General features: G+C 39.7%; 16 protein-coding genes. All 16 read right to left on the bottom strand.

The annotated features are described in order from the left end of the window. Positions 1-3 precede the first annotated feature (3 nt). The 16 genes from BUC45_RS02390 to mnmA all read right to left on the bottom strand — a co-directional run bounded on the left by BUC45_RS02390 (position 4) and on the right by mnmA (position 20762). Positions 4-876 (bottom strand): xanthine dehydrogenase family protein subunit M, encoded by an 873-nt coding sequence (locus tag BUC45_RS02390; protein ID WP_013777535.1) that lies wholly within the window; start codon positions 874-876, stop codon positions 4-6. 101 nt (positions 877-977) lie between these two features. Then, positions 978-2069: a PTS transporter subunit IIC gene (locus BUC45_RS02385; protein ID WP_013777534.1), complete on the bottom strand. Its 1092-nt coding sequence runs from the start codon at positions 2067-2069 to the stop codon at positions 978-980. Positions 2070-2908: 839 nt separating this feature from the next. Then, complete coding sequence (locus tag BUC45_RS02380; protein ID WP_013777533.1) at positions 2909-4417, bottom strand: FAD-binding protein; 1509 nt, start codon at positions 4415-4417, stop codon at positions 2909-2911. 66 nt (positions 4418-4483) lie between these two features. Continuing rightward, positions 4484-5071, bottom strand: a complete 588-nt coding sequence (locus BUC45_RS02375; RefSeq protein WP_013777532.1) for an amino acid synthesis family protein — start codon at positions 5069-5071, stop codon at positions 4484-4486. Between the two features lie 284 nt (positions 5072-5355). Next, positions 5356-6516 carry an amidohydrolase family protein gene (locus BUC45_RS02370; RefSeq protein WP_013777531.1) on the bottom strand — a complete coding sequence of 387 codons (1161 nt, stop codon included), beginning with the start codon at positions 6514-6516 and terminating at the stop codon, positions 5356-5358. A gap of 175 nt (positions 6517-6691) precedes the next feature. Next, positions 6692-7963 (bottom strand): cytosine permease, encoded by a 1272-nt coding sequence (locus BUC45_RS02365; protein WP_013777530.1) that lies wholly within the window; start codon positions 7961-7963, stop codon positions 6692-6694. 241 nt (positions 7964-8204) lie between these two features. Next, the gene (locus BUC45_RS02360; protein WP_013777529.1) at positions 8205-9077 is read right to left on the bottom strand and encodes an isocitrate lyase/PEP mutase family protein; all 873 of its coding nucleotides are present in this window, start codon (positions 9075-9077) and stop codon (positions 8205-8207) included. A gap of 20 nt (positions 9078-9097) precedes the next feature. Continuing rightward, the gene (locus BUC45_RS02355) at positions 9098-10522 is read right to left on the bottom strand and encodes a glutamate mutase L (RefSeq protein WP_013777528.1); all 1425 of its coding nucleotides are present in this window, start codon (positions 10520-10522) and stop codon (positions 9098-9100) included. Continuing rightward, on the bottom strand, positions 10519-11673 hold the full coding sequence (locus tag BUC45_RS02350; RefSeq protein WP_013777527.1) for a PrpF domain-containing protein: 1155 nt from the start codon (positions 11671-11673) through the stop codon (positions 10519-10521). The genes BUC45_RS02355 and BUC45_RS02350 overlap by 4 nt, the downstream gene beginning before the upstream one ends. Positions 11674-11706: 33 nt before the next feature. Further along, on the bottom strand, positions 11707-13554 hold the full coding sequence (locus tag BUC45_RS02345; protein ID WP_013777526.1) for a cobalamin-dependent protein: 1848 nt from the start codon (positions 13552-13554) through the stop codon (positions 11707-11709). Beyond that, the gene (locus BUC45_RS02340; protein ID WP_013777525.1) at positions 13535-14071 is read right to left on the bottom strand and encodes a 3-isopropylmalate dehydratase; all 537 of its coding nucleotides are present in this window, start codon (positions 14069-14071) and stop codon (positions 13535-13537) included. Before BUC45_RS02340 ends, BUC45_RS02345 begins: the two co-directional genes overlap by 20 nt. Continuing rightward, positions 14058-15275 (bottom strand): aconitase/3-isopropylmalate dehydratase large subunit family protein, encoded by a 1218-nt coding sequence (locus BUC45_RS02335; RefSeq protein ID WP_013777524.1) that lies wholly within the window; start codon positions 15273-15275, stop codon positions 14058-14060. Before BUC45_RS02335 ends, BUC45_RS02340 begins: the two co-directional genes overlap by 14 nt. A gap of 17 nt (positions 15276-15292) precedes the next feature. Continuing rightward, a complete protein-coding gene (locus BUC45_RS02330; protein WP_013777523.1) occupies positions 15293-16708 on the bottom strand; it encodes a hypothetical protein in 1416 nt (471 codons plus the stop codon). Between the two features lies 1 nt (position 16709). Further along, positions 16710-17603 (bottom strand): NAD(P)-dependent oxidoreductase, encoded by an 894-nt coding sequence (locus BUC45_RS02325; RefSeq protein ID WP_013777522.1) that lies wholly within the window; start codon positions 17601-17603, stop codon positions 16710-16712. 239 nt (positions 17604-17842) lie between these two features. Further along, the gene (locus BUC45_RS02320; RefSeq protein ID WP_013777521.1) at positions 17843-19411 is read right to left on the bottom strand and encodes a sigma 54-interacting transcriptional regulator; all 1569 of its coding nucleotides are present in this window, start codon (positions 19409-19411) and stop codon (positions 17843-17845) included. A gap of 250 nt (positions 19412-19661) precedes the next feature. Continuing rightward, positions 19662-20762 (bottom strand): tRNA 2-thiouridine(34) synthase MnmA, encoded by a 1101-nt coding sequence (gene mnmA / locus BUC45_RS02315; RefSeq protein WP_296970041.1) that lies wholly within the window; start codon positions 20760-20762, stop codon positions 19662-19664. Between the last annotated feature and the right edge of the window lies 1 nt (position 20763).

Below are 20763 nucleotides of genomic sequence, written 5' to 3'. Positions count from 1 at the left end.
CCATCAGTTTGACCATAATTCCATGTAAAGTCGATTCAGTAATTCCCTTGAAATGCCCTTTATGCTCTGTCGCTTGAAAGGTAACGATGGCCTGTTTCCTATATTTTTCACCGCTATTTCTGATATTACTTCAACGCAATCATCAATAAGCTTCTGTGAGATATCTTTTCCGATTAGCACTTCTTCGGCTGAAGTCGCCCTTATAGGATTTTTAGCTACTGCTCCCAAGGCTATTCTAGCGTCTCGACATCTCATAGTGTTTTCTTCAACTTCAATAAGACATGCTATGCTTATTCTGGCAATGGATAAAGCGGCACGCCGACCAAGTTTTCTAAAACCTGTTACAGTGTTTTCTGACGGTATCTTAAATGATATTTCTGTCAGTATCTCATTTTCATTTAAATTGGTCTTATTTATACCTTTTAAAATATCTTGAACCTTGAATTCTCTAATCCCCGAAACACTCTCAAGCTTAACTGTAGCATCAAGAACCATAAGGGCTGGTACAGAATCTGTAGCCGGTGAAGCATTGATAATGTTACCCCCAATTGTAGCCCAGTTTCTAATCTGGGGGGAACCCATTGAATAACAAGATTCATGAAGTACTCTTGCCTTTCTTTTGATGAGTTCTGATTCAATAACATCGGTAAAGGTGCTCATGGAACCTATCTTGATGTATCCGTTTTCCTGTTTTATATAATTCAAATTTTGGGTATTCTTTAGATCAATTACTACTTCAGGGTTTATTTTCCTTTCTCTAATAGCTATGACTAGATCAGTTCCTCCAGCTAAGATTCTTTTATCACCTTTTACACTGTCAAGAATTTTTAAGGCTTGATTTATATCTGAAGGCGCAAAGTATTTGAATTCCTGCACTAACCCTACCCCCTTTGTTTATTACAATATTATAAAAAGTATTTTTTTACCAGAGTAAAGGCTATTTACCTTTACTCTGGGTTTTGGTTGAGTCTTTAACTTTAGACCTCGATTTTTAAATCGCCGGGCTCGATTATTTCCTTCTTGCGCATAATTTCAGAGACAATCCAAGCTACTACCGCCGGGATCACGACACTGACCATAATTAAGCCAATCCAATCCATGGCGGTGGGGATCATGGCTACCTCGCCGTGGGCAAGAGCTTGCTCCGAAGGCGTATACCAACCGGTGATAACGCCGATGGGACCGACGAGACCGGAGGTGCCCATACCTGAGGAGATAGGAGGTCCGTTTTGTTTAAGCCTAAAAACAACAGTAGCAACAGGGCCATTGATGATAGAAGCAACCACTGCTGGTATCCATAGAACCGGTTTTTTCAACAGATTAGGTATTTGCAGCATGGATGTACCAAGACCTTGGGCTGCTAAACCGCCGATTTTATTTTCTCTGTAAGAGGCGACTGCAAAGCCAATCATGTGAGCGCAGCAGCCAGCATGGGCAGCGCCGCCGGCCAGACCAACCAGCCCTAAAGCGGCAGCCAGTGCCGCAGAGCTAATTGGTAGTGTAAGAACGATACCCATAATAGCGGAAACCAGAATTCCCATTATGAATGGCCTCATTTCTGTTGCCCAGATAATGATGTTGCCAATCCAAGAAGCAAAGGCACCGATGGGCGGAGCCAAAAAATAGGCAGCTGTGACGCCTACAACAATCGTAACAAAAGGTGTAACAATTAAGTCAATACGCGTTCTTTTGGAAACCAGCATACCGCAAAAGGCAGCAATAAGGGCAATGAAGAATACGGCCAAAGGGCCGCCAGCGCCGCCTAATTTGTTAGCAGCCTGACCTACAGCCACCAAAGAATAAAGAACGAAGGGAGGTGCTTGTAAAGCGTAACCGATGGATACTGCCATGGCTGCGCCGGTACCTGCCGTGGCATAGGCACCAATTTCGTTAAGAAACGGGAATTTAAGTAGATTGCCCAGGGTGTTAATAATTGTACCGATTAATAATGACGCAAATAGACCGTGAGCCATAGCACCAAGAGCTTTGATACCAATTCTGTCAAAAGTGAGTTCGATGTTTTGCTCTTTTAGATAAGCAGAAAAACCCTTTTCTTTCTGTTCGGACATTTTATACCCTCCTTGTATAAAATAAAATTAGTTTAAATCCAGAGTAATTAAACCTAATAACCGCAAGGTTTAGAGCCTCTTAAAAAAGTTTCATTTTTTCTCTTTATAACTAAAGACCGTTTACACAAATCAGGGGTCTTCCATAATAATACTTAGTATTATTATGGAAAAAACAGCCTCTCCTTGTTACACCTTTTGGTAACTTCTTTTTTTGAGTGTACCACCTCCTTATGTTTTAACGGCAGCAGCAAGTGTTAATGGGTATGTGTTCCTATTTGCTCTAAGAGTTATGAGATTGAATGTTCTCGGGTAATAAGCCGCAAGAATTGGTATTTCTTTTTGCATTTTTTTAGCCTGATATTTGTTTCCTTACTCTCATTTTGTTTTTTTTTGCTTTCACAGCTTAAAAGTTTTTGTTTTGTTATTTTTAGTGCTTTTATTGGTTTTTTACAGGCATTTTTTCCTGTTTCCGAACTTACTCGTAGCTGTTATTAAATTGATTGTATTCGCATAATTTGTGAGATATTATTTAAATCTAAGATATTATTTTGAATATACGTTCCAAAACAAACTTGATATTTTTAAATTGCTAAAATATTTTTTGTAACTATTATTATAGGTTTGACCGAGTTTGGGGTCCTTTATCTGAATTTAGGTATAACTAAGTTATGGGATTTTGCTTCAGAACAATCGTTTAATAGCGTTAAGAATGATTATGAGATTGATAGATGTAGGTTAATAAGCATGAATGGGTAATTCTTTTTAAATTTTTCTACTATGAATTGTAATGTTGCTAAGGCTGAAAATGAGCATTTTTATATGTGGTTTGAAGTATTTATTTAGTTTATTATTATATTCCGCTGCCAATTAATATCTTCTTCAGGAAAGTCAGATCTATAGTGTGCTCCTCTACTCTCTTTTCTTAAAATACAAGAATCTATTATCATTTTTGAGGTCTGGATCATATTTTGGCATTCAATCCAATCTCTCAATTTTAGAGGTTTTAAGTTTTTTATTTGTTGTTCTAGTTCTTCTACTTTATCTTTTGCTCGTTGCAGATCATCTTCATTCCTAACAATTCCTGCTGATTCCCACATATTTCTTCTTAATATATTTTTTATATTCGTTGGACTCTCCTCGCCTATATTAGGAACCCAATTAGCAGTTTCTTCTTTAACAAAGTTTACAGAAATCTTTGTTTTGCTTCCAGCATAATGAGCGGATTCCTCTCCTGCAATATGACCAAATACTACAGTTTCAGTAAGGGCATGCCCCGCTAACCGATTTGCTCCATGTAAACCTCCGGCTACTTCTCCGCAACAGAATAATCCTCTTACATCTGTAGATGTATCTGCATTTATTTTAACGCCGCCCATCATAAAATGAGCAACAGGTGAAACTTTGATTTGCTCACCTTTATATTTTAAATAATTGTCGTATAAGTCATCACATTCTTCTTTCATAAAATCCTTGTCGCAATCCTCTATATTAAGATATATTTCCTTTTGAAAAAACATTTCACGAGATAAAATATCTCTGTTCTCCAGCTCCTTTTTGGGATACTTATCCATAAATCTTTCGCCTTTTTCGTTTAAGTATTTAGCCCCATGGCTAAAAATATCTGGGAAAATATCGTGTTGAAAGGGATATACTGTTCTATATGGGTAGAACTGAATAAACTCCATATCTATCAAAGGCAAGCCAGCTCTTAAGGCCATAGCATACCCGTCCCCGGTTAAGTCATTGGTATTGCTAGTTTGGATGTAATTATATCCTCCTCCACCTGTCGCAATTACCACAGCTTTTGCACCGAGAAAATATAGGCGATTCTTATTTTCTATTAAAATTCCGCAGACAGTATCTCTTTCTATTACTATCTGAACTGCCATGTATCCTTCCATTATATTTATGTTGTCTTTAGTTTTTATAATGTTCGAAAGCGGTATAGTAAGATGTTTGCCCATCTTAGGCTTGCATGCAGCAAAATATTTATGATTCTTGCCATCTATAAGTTTTTCTTTAAAGTTCAATCCGACTTTTAACTTTTCAATATTATCCATTTTTTGTGAGGCATGCTCTACGAAAGTATCTACTAAATCCCTATTATTAATATATCTGCCAGCCTCAATAATCTTATTTTTATATGAAAGCTTCTCCTTTAAATGGTCAGGGGGAAACCTATGAACCGATTTAGAAATAACAGAAGCACCGGATCTACCCACAGGTTTTTTTGATATAATGACTACGGATTTATCATAGTTGCTTGCTTCCAAAGCTGCATACATGGCTGCAAGCCCACCACCTATTACTGCTACATCTGTAATTCCTATATTCATTATTTGAAGCATGCTTTTGCTCCTTAAATAAGAAATGTTGTTTTGCCAGGTAGGGAAATCCCCCGCCTGGCAATGGTATTACCATAAACCATCTTCGCATTTGGCTTCTTCTTTTGTAAGTCCGCCAACTCTCGGGTGAGGCCTGCCACAGTTAGTAACAGAAAGTATTAAAACTATCTCATTGTCTCTAGGTGCGTCAGGTACTCTTACTTCCATAGCATCAAAATGCGATCTGACAAAAGCCGCATCCTTGAAATGCAGTGGTACATCTATGGCGCACCCTGGATATCCCATCTTTTTAGCTGATGGTATTATTGCCTTGCCTCCATTAACTTCGTCTCTAAAGGGTTTGCCCAGTTTTGGGTGAAGAAGTGCCGCTGCGTGTTCTAACTCTCCATTTCCGCCGACTATAGCTGCTTTTCCATAGCTTTCCACTTCTGTTTTATTCATGCCAGCGGCAGCAAGGGCTTTTTGGGTCAGTATTGGTGCGATTTCTACGCTCCACTCTGTCAATGGCGATAAATCCTCTACATATTTACCTGCAAATGGATTTTCAATTACTACTGCAGCAGCAGCCCGTTTGTGGGGTTTACCTTCAATTTCTTTTCCGCCATCGCTCTTGATCTCTTCAACAATGGTGTAAAACTTTCTTATTTTTACATCCATAATCCAAATTACTCCCTTCATTATTTTTTAAGCTATACCTTGGGGATGACTATAATTTCATTCCCAAGGCAAATGACCAATTCTTTGATAATTCCAACATTAATAAACGCGTCTGTTTAAATGTAAAAGTGCTATCACCTCCATTGCTTACTATAAACTCTAGTTGCACCCAATTCTATGGCTTATTTCAGTGTAGCATCGCTTGCATTTATCATTATTAATTAGAATCATGTGATAATCTATTTGCTCCCTTTTAAACACTCATATAAACATATATTGTTTTCTTAGCATATTGCCGCTTTGGTTACAGGTGGTGGCGTATTCCTACTTTTAGAAACAGCAATATTTCCATCGATTATAACCATTGAAATTCCAGGTAAATCACCCGCTTCGAGTGCCTTTAGGCAATCTTCTCCTACGGACCCCATAGGTGCATCCATGATTACAAAATCAGCTTCACGGCCTTCTTCGATAATTCCAACATTTAACCCATATATCCTTGCCGTATTACCTGTAGCCATACATATGGCCTTTTCAGCAGGAATCCCCGCCATAGAAGCTATATAGGCAATTGATCTCAATATTCCAAGTGTTATTATTCCTGTGCCTGATGGTGAATCGTTACCGAGTATTATTCTATCAAGTTGCCCTTTTTCATTAAGCCATTCTACTGCTTGCTTTAATACTTTGAAATTTCCACACTGGACAAGTTCTAAGGCATAGGATGTTTCGTCTATAAGTTTTTTAACTTCGTTTAAAGAAATCGCTGTGGGACCACCGTTTAAATGTGATACAACATCTGGATTCACTGTCATAACATCTTCCGCTGTTATAGTAGTGCTACCCGGAATCGAGGTTCCTCCCGTATGCATCATGACTTTAAAACCGTATTTTTTAGCCCACTCTACCATTGGTGCTGCTTCCTTTGGATTGTTAACTGTACCAAGGCCTATCTCGCCAACTATCCAAACGCCCTGCTTTGCTAATTCCTCGAAATCTTTTTCCGTCAATCCCTTTTCTAATATTAATCCACCACCGTGAAGTTTAACACCACCGGGTCTAGCATTTTTAGAAGACTTATAGGCAAGTAGAGCAAGGGCCTTTGTTCCTTCAACGTCTTTTGGTCTTCCCGGGGTATGGCATTCACCTGCGGATATCATGGTTGTTACTCCACCGTGAAGTGAACTGTTAATAAACCCTAACATGTTTTGTCTTGGTGTGAAATCACCTATAACAGGGTGTACGTGAGAGTCTATAAGCCCCGGTGTTACAGTTGTTCCTTGAGCATCTATAACTTTATCGCACTGAAACTTTTCTAGTAGTTTCTCATCGCCAATCCTCTTGATTTTTCCATCTTCTACAACAACGGTATTTGCCTCTGATATAGGATTATTAATATCTCCGGTAACCAAGATCCCTATGTTTTTAATGGCTAAAACTGACATGATCTCTTCTGCCTCCTTATTAATTGTTAATTTTGAAAAGTTACTTTATAATTAGTCACTTACTACTGCCTGTGGACAACCTTTTGCAGTTCCCTACACAGGTTTGAATTTTAATGCTTTGAAAAACTATATATTCATTTCACTATTGCTTTGTTGAACTTCTTTTTCAACTTGTTTATTTATCAAACAGTTTACTTAAGACTGTATAAATTACACCTGCGGCAACCATGCCTACAACAGGGGGAATGAAGAAGTTCGTTTTAAGTGAAATATATCCTGTAGTTCCACCTAAAACCCACGCTAACATTGCTAACCAATTTGTTGTAATATTTTCTTTTGAATTTTTTACAAAATAATATTCGGCTGTAAGTAACCCTGGTACAGGTGGTATTAGAACTGATAAGAATTGTATTATAGGCAGTATATATTTATAAATTCCCAAGGCAGCAAATACAGCTGAAACACCTGCTACTGCAATTGCTATTTGCATGTGACTTACTTTTCCTTTTGCTGAAGTTTCTCTTAAAACATTTTGTATTGCAAGGCTTGCCCCGTATATGTTATTGTCTTGGGTAGTCCAAAGGCAGAATATAGCTGCCACAAAAGCAACACCTGTAAGACCTAGCTCAGCCATTGCTAAAGTAAAATCACCTTGTCCTGTAGCAAGGGCTACCAGCGCACCTGCAAGCTGTAAACCAAAACAACCAACTATAAATGCTACTAAACCGGCTATTACTACATCTCTTTTGCTTTTTGCAAAACGACAGATATCCGGTGTAATTGTTGCACCAAATACCCAGCCACCAACTATTGAAGCTGTAGCAGCTGTAAAAGACATTGGTTTCTCAGGTATATAACTTGTTAGCCCAGCAAAACCATTCGTTGCATTGAATGCAGCAATAACACCAACTAAAGACATGATAAGTGCGGCAGGAACACCAATAAAGCTTACAACTTCTAACCCTTTATAGCCTCTAATTGCGGATTGCATCCATATTAATATTACAATTACAGCGGTAATAGGAATGCTAATCGGCCACCAAGGGAATGTAGTTTTTATAAGCCTTGAAAATATGTCACCATTCAATGATATCCATGTAACTGAAGACATTGCCAACAATAAAGAAAATATGCTAGAACCATTTTTGCCAAAAGCTCTTCTTGATAGAAATGCAGTGGACAATCCTGTCTCGTAAGCCATTAAACCCGTAATTATAACTATCGCAATCAATATCCCGTTCCCAATAAATAACGCTAATAGTGCTTTGTCAAAGGTCAATCCAACTCCAGCCGCTCCTCCGATAACGAAATTGGATAAGGCTATAGGATATCCTGCTAAAACAGCGGTCAGGCTTAATAAAGTTTTTCTTTGAGATTCCGGAACTGGTGCAAATGCGCTTTCATAAATATCGGTATTTTGCTCAACTTTTTTTGTCTCTGTTTGCATTAACTTTCCTCCTCATTAAAATACTTAATATTGGGAGCTGAGTTGGAGTGCACTTTCACAAATACTATTTTAGCTGCCAATACACCTTTTCACAATGAAAGTCACTCATGGGTTACTGCTAGTTCTTAATACAAACAACACATACATTCCTATTAGCTTTTTAAAAAAGTAAAATAAACTCTGCTGACAAAATTATTGATCTGGTTTAGTATTTATCCAACTGTTTAATTATTTTTTATATCTACACCCCTCCTCTTACATACTTGTTTTCTAATTCTCTTATCTCAGGCAATCCAATTAAATCATTAAACTCCTGAAAGGGGATCATCTTTTCAATAGAATCCCGTGTAGTACCTTTACTTTTCAATTCCTGCATTAGCTCCATCATTGATTTGGCAGTGGTATAAACTGATGCTGTAGGAAATATAACTAGCGCATATCCCATTTCCTCCAGCTCTTTGGCGCTAAACAGGGGGGTTCTCCCGCCTTCCACCATATTTGCCAGTGTAGGAACGTTAAGCTCTTTGTTGAGCCTTATCATCTCTTCTTTGCTCTCCGGGGATTCAAAAAATATAACATCTGCTCCAGCTTCAGCATAGGCTTTTGCCCGCTTTAATGCCTCTTCAAAACCCATAGATGTCCTAGCATCGGTACGTGCTATAATCACAAAGTCTGGGTCCTGTCTAGCACTTATTGCTGCCTCAATTTTCCCTAACATCTCATCCATTGAAACTACTTGACGACCTATCATGTGTCCACATTTTTTTGGAGCAACCTGATCTTCCAATTGTATAGCAGCTGCTCCTGCTTTTTCATACTCTTTAACGGTTCTCATAACATTTATTGCATTGCCAAAGCCTGTATCTCCATCCGCTATAACTGGTATATCCACTGCTGCAGCAAGTTTACTGACTTGATCCTGCATCTCCGTCATGGTTATCAGTCCTACATCGGGCTTGCCGAGATAACTGGCAGCCCGGCCATATCCTGTCATGTACACTGCATTGAAACCTACTTTTTCGATGACTTTAGCTGTTAATACATCATGAGCACCGGGTGCTACAAGAATTTGTTCATCTTCGATTAGTTTTCTTAGTAAAGTTGTTTTCTTCAACTTCAGTTCCTCCTTAAAGCTCATATTCCAAAATAATTTTTAAGTAATGTAAACGCATATTCTCGATCGATTTGTGATATAGCACCTGCTGCATACAAAAGATAGTTTTGGTCGATAAGGATTTCAGGATTCTCCGGGAGCAGGGAAAATTCGGGTTTTTTGATAGCATTTTCTATTCTTTTCTGCGCATCACTTAATTTGTTGTGAACAAAAAATCCGCCTACCCCTATTATGTACTTTACCTTTCTAAGGTCTCTGCCAATAGGCATCCCAGGTACTGTACCCATAATTGGATCAAACTCTTGGGTTATGAATCCCGCATGACGTTTTAAGGCAACTTCTATAGCGGTTTCTGCCAAAAGTTCATCGAATAGTTTTTCTCTTTCATTCTTAGGCAGATGCCCCGGATTCTTTTCTAAAAAGCGTACATATTGAGTAACTTCCCTTTCAACGGATTTATCATCAATATTTCTTTTCTTTAATAAACCTTTACTCCCCACCACATCGAGAATACCTTGAGCACTGACACGCATACCTAAATTTCCTTCTACGGTTCTATAGGCGACCTGCTTTTCATTGGCCACTATTAATCCTTTCTCTTCATCAGCTAGTTTTTCTAAGCTAGGAAGCACCGAGTGTACATCTGTAGTTGCACCTCCTAAATCAACCAGCACTAAGTCGCCCAAGCCTTTTTCATCATATACGCCCTTTGCGAGAAGTTCGGCTCCCATAAGTACCGCTCCAGGGGTAGGTATTATCTTGTCAGTGGTTATCTCTTGTTTCAGGGGAGCAAGGCCTGGAGCCTTTGTTATCTGTCGTATGAACTCCTGATGAATGGCTTCCCGAGCTTCCCTAACTCTAAGTTCATGAATTGTAGGCATTATATTTGGTACTCTTTCGTAGGCAACTCCGCCATCATGTAAGATCCCAGCTACTTCTGATTGAGAGTTGATGTTTCCTGCTATTATTACAACAGCCTTTATCCCGCTTTCCAGTATCAATTTTGCATTTTCAATGATGGAAGATTCGTCACCGCCGTCAGTTCCCCCAGCCAACAAAATTATATCTGGATTTATCTCTTTTAAAATTTCTACTCGGTATTCTGGGGGATCTTCTTGTGATACTATTTCCAATACTCGGGCTCCCGCATTCATAGCTACTTCTTTAGCAGCTTTTGCTGTAACTCTGGCCATATAACCCATAGCTACCATTCTAAGGCCGCCGGCGGCACTGCTGGTAGCAAGCACATGACAAGCATCGATAGATGTATCTCCGGTAGCTGCACATATTTTTGTCTTTCCCAGAGTTATTCCCTTGTATACATTTTCAATAGTAGTAGGTGCCTGAGCTGTAGCTACCAATCGACAATCTTTAAACAATCTTAGTTTTGTATAGGTGCTGCCTATATCGATAACAAAATAATCGTATTTGGCCACGAATATCACCTTTCTTTAGGTATATAGCAGTATCCCTCCATGATTCTTCTTGCAGTTCTACTTATGGCAGCCTTTTTAAGATTCCACTTTCCCTCTTCATGATTTGCACATACATCAATAGTAATTATTCCTGCAGGATGCCCTATTCTTAGAATTGGATCTTTGCCCCGATGTTTTTCTTTCATCACTTCATTTACTACAGTTCCATCAATTCTTGCAGCAGCACCTGTACAAATAGTCCCCGTTCCGGCATAAGTTTTGTGCATTATTTGCATAAACATCAATCTGGATACAAAATCTATATCTTCTTCCCTGATCTGCTGTCCTGTGGTAAAATCTTTATAATCTGAAGCCGGAGATACAAAGGCCACCATAGGAAAGGCTGGAGATTTCGTCTTAGCTTCTCTCCAATCCTTAACCATTCCAATGGTTTGTGCAGTTTTCGATCGGATTTCCTCGAGTATATCCAGTATCTTTTGATTGCCGTCGATTTCTTCAGGTGTCTCAGTGCCTGTTAGTCCTAAGTCTACAGCCCTAACAAAAACCATGGGATTGGCTGCATCCACTATGGAAACTTCCAATTCTCCTAAATTAGTTATTTGGATTTTATCTTTCACATTTCCCGTTGGTAATAGTTTACCGGTCTTGGCACCGGCAGTTTGAGAAAAATCAATGGAAATTTCTGCTCCTGTTCCAGGTACTCCATCTATTTTATAGTCTCCGAGCACTTTTGCTTTTCCGTTTACCACTTGGACCTGCTCTATTAGAATAGAGTTAGTGTTTGTATTGTGAACTCTTACTATCGTATATGGCTCTTCAACCTTTACTAGTCCTTCATCTATAGCAAACGGACCCACTCCTGATGAAATGTTGCCACAGTTGCCTGAATAATCAATGGTAGGCGCTACATAAGACACTTGCCCAAATGTATAATCGATATCGGCATCAGATCTTGAAGGAGGACCAATAATGGCTACTTTGCTTGTTAATGGGTCTGCGCCCCCAAGGCCGTCAATCTGTCTTACATCCGGACTTCCGAATATCTTCAAAATTGTCTCATCCCTCTTATCCTTATCCTTGGGCAAATCTTCATCTCTTAAGAATATACCTTTGCTGGTTCCCGCCCTCATTATTACAGCCCTTATTTTTTCCTGTTCCATAGAGTTCTCCTCCTGTAAGTATTTTAGAAAACATTATTTTTGAGTCTTTTCATCAATCCATGCCACAATATCATCCAACTTGGAACCAGGACCAAAAAATCCGTCAACTCCAAGAAAACCGGGGCCTTCATTTTTAATTTTATCCTCGTATTCTTTGTGGTCTTCTTCCTTTTCTGCAATCCTGCCCCCAGCCATTAGCACAACATCGTCTCTTATGCCCAGTTCCTGTAAACGCTGGTTCACCCGTGGAAATAAGGTAATTCCAAGACCCAAAAGGTTACTGACTCCCACTACACTGGCTTTAGTCTCTGCAGCCACTTCTGCTACAGTTTCCGGTAGGTTCATGCCCCTTAAGAATATAACCTCGTAACCTGCCTGTTGGATGGCTTCTCGAACTTGGTTTATCCCAACTACGTGAGCATCGGCTCCAACTGTGGCAAGTACTACTTTATGTTTTTTAGTAATTGGAACCTGTTTAGGAACTTGAACTTTCTCTTTAGTAACAGGCATATATTTTTTGTCCACTCCCAGTGGAGTATAGCCTGGTACATATCGTCTGATTCCATCAGGATCCCGATGGGTTTTTACAAATCGCTTCAAGTCCCACCCTCCGGCTCGGGGAGTATCTAATATACCGCTTTTACCGGCTTTTACTATTAGCTCTATAAGCTCCTCGGGATTGTACCGCTTCCAGAAATCCTCAGTGATCTGCTCTGGCTTAAGCATGGTTGATTCACCTAAAGCAGCTGTTAATACTGCCAAGGCCTCCTGTTTTATTTCGTTTTTGCGCTGCGTGATATATTCATCATGGATATCAATTTTATAAGTGTTTTCAAATACATTCATAGTGGCCCAAATGGCTTTTGCCATAGATTCCCCTGTAGGTATTCCCACAGATTCGGCAGCTTTTGGTCTATAGAAATTGGCACCGCCCAATTTTGCACTTATAGCCATTCTAGCAAAGTGGGCTTGTTCCACTGTTAAATCAGCAGGAGGATTCTGGAAGGTTTCGGGAACTACAACAATGAACTCACTCCATATCATCTCTCTGAAGGCTTTCATCAGTGCTAGATCTGCCATAAGGTTTATACCGGCTACATTCATTTGAATACAACTCAAAGCCCGGTCAAGACCCCCCAAAACTGCTAATCCTTCAGCTAATAAGCACATTGCTAGAGCCATTCCATCGGTACCTTCAATATTGTTTATATGTTTGTGAGAATCAAGTTGGACGAAAATATTGTTTTCCGCACAAATCTGAATAGCTTTAAAACCGTTTAACACCTTGGTTTTATAATCATGAATACCTCGACCTCCAAAATGCACGTGGATAACCGGCCCTATATCAGTACCATCGAAACCAGCTATAAAAGAGTTTAATATGGATAAGTGTGGAGTATCGCCGGTGGCATTAATCCGCATTGGGTGTTTTGAACCCCCACCCAGTTTCACAAACTCTCGCTCACCAAGAGGTGTAATCCCACCTTTACCTCGGGACTGTTCTATCAGTTCGATGCCGTCTAAAGGATCTATATGGCGAGTCGCTTCCGAGTGTACGAAGTGAAAAAGAGTAGTACCTAGTTTTTCCGCCATATCGTACATATGTTTTGATTCTCTGTAAGTTTCCTCCGCGGTATTTCTGCCCAGTATAGGATTCATTATAGGAATGCTGTCTTTTTTGGCCTTTCTTCCTAATTCCGTCAACCGGTACCCGCTTCTCATCACTCCGTTAACTTCCCGGGGATAAGGCTCTGGAAGCCCTTGAATAATTCCTTTTTCATCGATATATGGCATTTTAACATCAAATGCCTTTTCATAGGCTTTTATTCGCTCCATATCTTCTTTGATAATTCTTTCAGTATTAGGCCTTTTTACAGTCAATTAGCTCACCTCTCTCACACAGTATATCCCTTACACGATTTATAAGACCGCCGGCTCTCAGTGTAGCCAAAGCCGGTTCGGAAAGTTTTTTTAACTCATAGACCCTACCTGAATCAATATGCAGTAAAATTCCCGATTCAATATCAACTTCTACTTGATCGCCTTCTTGAATTTCTCTTTTCATTAGGTCTATGCACTCAGATGTGATTACCGGCAACCCGATATTTATAGAGTTTTTTCTGAATATCATAGCAAAAGAAGCGGCTATAACGGCACCAACTCCAGCGTCCTTTAAGGCCACAGGTGCCTGTTCCCGGCTTGAACCGCACCCGAAATTTTTGCCTCCTATGATCACATCCCCAGGTCTTACTTTTTCGACAAAATCCGGAATTGAGCTTCCCTTTAATGCATAATTTTTTAGTTGACAAGCTGGAACCGACATGGCATAGCCGGGTAAAATCTGATCTGTATCTATGTTATCTCCCAGAAAAAATACTCGACCTTTAACTTTTTTCACAATCATCCCTCCATGGCAAAACGCTTCCCGGACTTACAATGTATCCGGCTATGGCACTTTCCGCAGCCGTTCTGGGAGAAGCCAAGTAAACCTTTGCTTTATTGTGGCCCATGCGACCGGGAAAGTTCCTGTTTGTAGTGGAAACGGCAATATCGTCTTCACTGAGTAAACCTTGATGGGCACCGAAGCACGGCCCACATCCCGGATTTACCACAATAGCACCAGCATCGCGAAATATTTTGGTTATACCTTTGTGGTCCATTTGTTCGATAACTTTCTTGGATGCAGGAACTACTATCATGGTCACCATATCGGATATTTTTTTTCCTTTTAAAACCTCGGCAGCAATCTCCATATCTTGAACACGACCATTAGTGCAACTTCCTATAACAACTTGAGTTATTGGTGTCCCCTCTACATCTTTCACCGGTTTGACATTGCCCGGAGAATAAGGGCAGGCTACTTGTGGCTGTATGTCCGATGCTTGTATCCTGTAAGTTGCCTCAACTTCTCCTATGGGCTCACCTTGGTTCACATACCCTATCATGGCCCCCATCTCTATGGCCATATTGGATATAGTCATCTTTTCATCAAAGGACATGTTTGTGATAGTATTACCGCCAAAAATCACCGCTTTGTCCGTAAAACCGTGGGTGCCAAATTTGCCTATTAAATAAAGAATGACGTCTTTGGCATATACGCCGGGATTTAAATGCCCTTCAACCTCAATTAGATAAGTTTGGGGCACTTCTATATCTATAGTTCCTAAAGCCATTACCGCTGCCAGTTCTGTTGCTCCTACGGGAATAGCTACGGCACCGAAGGCACCGGCTGTGCATGTATGAGAATCGGCGCCTACCACAATATCTCCCTCTTTGTATAGGGCTTTCTCAGCCGCCAATTGATGAATGACTCCATCTCCCTGGTGGTACAATTTAATTCCCATATCTTTGTAAAAGCTTTTTAAACTATTATGTTGCAATCGTGAATCAACAGAAGAAGAAGGTATGTTGTGATCTATGACAAATACTACTTTGTCCTTGTCAAAAACTTTCTCGGCACCGATTTTTCTAAATTGTTCTATGGCCATCGGACCGGTAACATCATGGGCTATTGCCAGATCTACAGGCACACACAATTCATCTCCCGCTTTCACTGTTTCTTTTCCGGTCTTTTGCGCTATAATCCGTTCAATGATATTCAAGCTTAGTTCACCGCCCCTTAAGGATTTATAACTACTATACCCAGTTCTTTTGCTATCTTTAAAGCCTCATCTTTAGAAGGGCTTGCATCTCTTAGAACTAATCGTCCCCCGCCTCTATTTAAAGTATCTACCATAGAAGTCACTTCTTCTGCCACTATGGTAATTCTCTGCACCTGATATTCCTGGGTTTCTAAAATCTCCACTTCTATTCCTTTTTCCTTGACTTTATCCATAACTTTACCGTACATCTCATAATCAGCAGTAGAGGATCCGAACACAGCAGCCATCAGTATGCCAGGGATATTTATCCCTCGCCGGGCAAAAAGTTCAGGATAAAGCTCTATCTTTACTTTTTTAATATTTCCCTTACATAAAAAGTGGGCAATTCGTGCTGCATTAGTAGGAGAACCCACTGCTTGACTGCTACCGCCTACAACAGCTTCACCTAAGGTTTCCGTAATAGGTCTTGCACCGGTGACAAGCCTTTTTGAAATTTCCTTGGCTTCCTTTATGGTTTCTTCAATTCTTGTTTTTTCTTTTGATTTAACTGTGTCGTCTATCAGTTCTTCCACCATGGGCTTTGTTTTGAAAAAAGGCTCCATGAACTTTATCACAGTAGGAACAATCTCTTTGGCTGAAATAGGATGAATCTCTGCAGCCATAGATACCATAACATCTATCGGAACATTCACCTCGATGTTAGTATTTATTGCTAGACTTGCAGCCATTGCCCCTATTAATATGGCTCCACCGATATGGGTGGCGCATAAACCCGGCACCATAACCCTAGGAGTGCACGGAACTGCAATTGTAGGAGACAAGGCTAAAACCATAGCTCTTTCCATTGCCTGGGGGCTGCCTCCTTTAAGTTCTACAAAAGCTGCAGCCATGGCACAAGCTCCTGCACCGAAGCCTTCCATATTACAGCCGGTGCCAATTTTGCCCACTCTGAATACGGATCCTACCTTCAAAATAAGGCTGGCCAACTGAGCAATTCGATCTTGATCATAACCGCTATCCATCATGGCTTTTATGAAGCCCGTATAGGGGCAAGGATCTCCTGTACCCGCACATGGCCTAAGGCCTATAGTATGATTTCCCACTTGGGCTGCTAAGGTATACATTAATGCCTTATCGATAAATTCATCTTCAAAGATTTTAGACCCATCAATAGCTGCAAGTTCAGCACCCACTTTACCAAACAGCAGGCTTTCTCCTGTAGTCATACCAATTTCTACAGCTTTAAGATTATGCTCAAACTGTTTTAGGACAAGGTCTAAGACTTCTCCTCTGTTTTTACCCGTCTGATTTTGCGCCTCTTCAATGACCACAACTGCTGGACTTGATTTGGTCTCATTAGCGATCTCTATTACTTCTCCCAAAGTTAAAGGCATTTTTTGTTCAATTAGACTCTTAAGTTTAGCAGTAGCCACTTCATTCCTCCTTCCTTACCGTAATGCCAGACCATTTTTCATAAAGTTTTACAACTGAGGAAATATCCTTTTGTCCCAAGCCTTCAGCCTTAGCCATTTCATAAATTTGCTGAGCCATATTTCCCATGACAAGAGGTAAGTTTAGGTCTTTTGCTGTATCAACTGCCAATTGCAGATCTTTATATTGTAAATCAATCATAAAACCCGGTTCAAAGTTACCCTGTGATATAAATTTCGGATACTTGGCTTTGAGTGCATAAGAGTTGCCTGAACTGTTTGTGATAACTTCAAACATTACTTCAGGATCCAGACCTGCTTTTACACCCAGTGTTAGAGCTTCCGCCACAGCAACCATATTAGCTCCTAGCAAAAGATTGTTCACGAGTTTTACAGTATCTCCTGCTCCTACATCGCCAACGTGATAGATAGTTTTACCCATAGTTTCAAGAATTGGCATTACTTCGTGTAATATTTCTTTTTTTCCTCCCACCATTATAGTCAAGTTTCCAGATTCCGCCCCGGCAGAACCTCCACTGACAGGTGCATCTAGAATTTCTACCCCTTTTTGGCTTGTTTTTTTGTAAATATCACGGATAGCTTTAGGAGTGATACTGCTTAAGTCTACTAATATAGTGCCGGGTTTTGCCTTAGAAAGAATGCCGTCTTCTCCTAGTATTACATTGGTTACGATTTGTGAATTGGGTAAGGACATTAATATTACATCAGTGTCAATAGCTACATCGCCGGGGGAGCTTCCGACTTCGACTCCCAGCTTTTCAAATTCCATAACCGCATCTTCCATTACGTCGAAAACTTTTAGATTATACCCTGCATTATGTATGCGCTTTGCCATGCGACTTCCCATTACACCTAAACCGATAAAACCTATCTTCATTTTTGACCTCCAATATTGTTTTTAATTAACATAACAGGCTTTATGCTTTAAACAGTCAATAATATATACTTGCAAGTTTTATGCCGTTAAAACAGCCTTAAAAAAGGCCACATATTCAACAAAAAGCCCAGAAAGTATTGCAAATATGAAATGCTTCCTGGGCTTTTATCAGAATACACAGTATAATTGAAGATTGCATCATTTCGTTTTTGTTATGTAATTTCAAAAATGAAATGTTTTCAGACTTCAATATTTAATTCTTTGATTTTTCTCCACAGAGTAGTAGTGCTTATTCCAAGGATCTTTGCAGCTTGTACTTTTACCCCTTTTGTTTCTTTTAGCACTTTTTCTATTACTTTTTTTTCATAATCGGCCAACATAGCCGACAATCCTTGACTTGCATCCCCTATATCATCCATATTGAATTTAAAGCTTAGGTGATCTTTAGTAATGTATTTATCATTTCCTAAGATATTAAAGGCCTTTTCAAGACAATTTACAAGTTCTCTGACATTTCCTGGCCAATCATATTGCATAAGCAGCCTTGTAGCCTCATCATCAATTTTCTCTACATATTTTCCAAAGATCACGTTCATTTTTTTTACTATCTCACTAGCTATGAGAGGTATATCCTCCCTTATCTGCCGCAAGGGTACCAATTTAATGTCAAATACATTTAATCGGAAAAATAAATCCTGTCTGAATTTACCATCTTTTACCATTTTATCTAAGGGCTTATTAGTGGAAGCTATTACTCGAACATCAAGTGGTATAGCCTTTCTTCCGCCTAAACGTGTTACTTCCCGCTCCTGAAGAACTCTTAGAAGTTTTGCCTGTAAATCAATGTCCATCTCGCTGATCTCATCTAAAAATAATGTACCCCCATTAGCTTGTTCAAATACTCCCGGGTGACCACCTTTTTTTGCACCGGTAAAAGCACCACTTTCGTATCCAAAAAGCTCACTTTCTATTAAAGTAGGCGGTAGAGCAGCACAGTTTATAGCCACAAAGGGTTTATTATGCCGCTCGCTGGCATTATGAATCGAGTGGGCAAATAACTCTTTGCCCGTCCCTGTTTCACCGTAAATTAGGACATTTGAATTGGATTTTGCCGCTAGTTTTGCAGTCTCTTTTAATTTTCTCATTGCCGGACTTTCCCCTATAATATCTGAAAAGTTGTACTTCGCAGTTTGATGTTTTCTTACTTCACTTACAAGTTTATTGCTGCGCCTGACCATTTCTTCGTTATTAAATCCGAAGCCAAATTCTTTGGTTATTGGTATTCGCACAGCCATGGCGCCGCTGACAGACGAAGATTCTCCGATAACAGGTTTTTGCTTTATCATTGATTCTCTGGCGCCCTTGCTTACTAACCCCAAATTTTTATGGTCTGTATTGCCTTTGGAATCAACAGTTGCTATTCTTTTACCTTGACTGTCAAATACTACCGCTTCTCCCCCTGCTACACGGGCTATAAAGGGCAGAGACTCTATAAGGGATAATTTCAAATCATTATTTCGTTTAACCCTTTCTATGTTGCTGCAAGCTAAGACATACTCACTTATGGGCAGGCACCACGATTCCGCTCCATCTTCCAGTTGAGACATGCCACTAATAGCTTTGCCTGTTTGAGCTGCCTTTTTTGCAAGCCCAAATACTACACCCTTTAAAGATTCTATTTCATTACCAGATGAGTCAACGGTTTTTAATCTTACTCCATCTCTATCAGTTACAGTGGCATAACCTCCGGTTATTCTAGCTAAGACTTCCAAACAGTCTATCAAGATTTCCTGTAAATTTGCGTTCATTAAGTATGCCCCCTTAAGTATACCCCCTTAAGTATACCCCCTGTTGATCCTGTTAATTATGACTGAATTATTTAGTAATTCGACAAACTTGTTTTAAAACCCTTCTTTAAAACAATAATCGGGTAGTAGATAGACAATTATTTTATCTACCTCCTACCCGATTTTTTTACCTCAAATATAGCTTATCACATATTTAGTCGGTAATTGCAATATAACGATAAACCAAGAAATTGTTTAATGTAAGGTCTTTCTAAAAAGATTTTTCAGAAAGACAGCGCCGTTTTATAACGCCGCCGCCTAATACTTTATCACCGTTATAAAATACCACTGATTGGCCGGGGGTAACGGCTTTTTGAGGATTTTCAAAAATTACTTTTACCGTATCGCTATCAAGTGGGATGATTTTGGCCGGCTTTTCAGCAAAATTGTACCTTATTTTTACATTTGCACTAAACTTTTCGTAAGGTGCATCTATTGATACCCAGTTAATTTGATGGGCTGTAAACTCCTTTATATAAAGGTCTTTTTCGTCCCCTAAAATTACGGCATTATTCCGAGCATCTATATCTACTACATAAAGAGGCTTACCGGCAGAGATGCCAAGGCCTTTCCTTTGGCCTATTGTATAAAACGAAATGCCTTTATGCCTTCCAATTACCTTGCCGTTTATATCTATAAATGGCCCTTCTTTGATTTTGTCCGGGACTTTCTTATATAGAAAATCACGGTAATTGGTATCGATAAAGCAAATCTCTTGGCTGTCAGGTTTGTCCGAAACAGATAGACCTATTTTTTGAGCTATTTGGCGAATTTCCTTTTTTGTATAATTGCCCAGCGGAAAAAGGACATGCTCAAGTTGGCGCTGAGTCAAACCATATAAAACATAAGATTGGTCCTTGTCGCTGTCGACAGATTTTTTTAAAATATATCGGCTTAGAGTATCATCATATTCTACCCTGGCATAATGACCGGTTGCAAGATAAAAAGCGCCAAGTTCAAAAGCCGCTTTTAGAAGTTCGGTAAATTTTAAATATTTATTGCAAACAATGCAAGGGTTTGGCGTCTTGCCGGACAAATACTCGTTTGCAAAATATTTTATGACTTTTTCATTAAAGCAGTGTTTTAAATTTACCACATAATGCGGTATGCCTAGTTTTTCTGCTACAAGCCGGGCGTCCTGCACAGCTTCGCTAGAGCAGCCGCCTTCTTTAGCTTCGACTTTGCGTGGCGCATCATCGAATATTTGCATAGTTATTCCGATTACTTCATATCCCTGCTCTTTTAACAGATATGCACAGACAGAACTGTCTACCCCTCCGCTCATCGCTACTGCAACTTTATTTTTGTTCAAT

Origin of the sequence: Tepidanaerobacter sp. EBM-38 (assembly GCA_001896545.1) — a bacterium.
In the GTDB taxonomy this organism is placed as follows: Bacteria; Bacillota; Thermosediminibacteria; order Thermosediminibacterales; family Tepidanaerobacteraceae; genus Tepidanaerobacter.
This window is presented reverse-complemented; position numbering and strand designations above follow the sequence as displayed.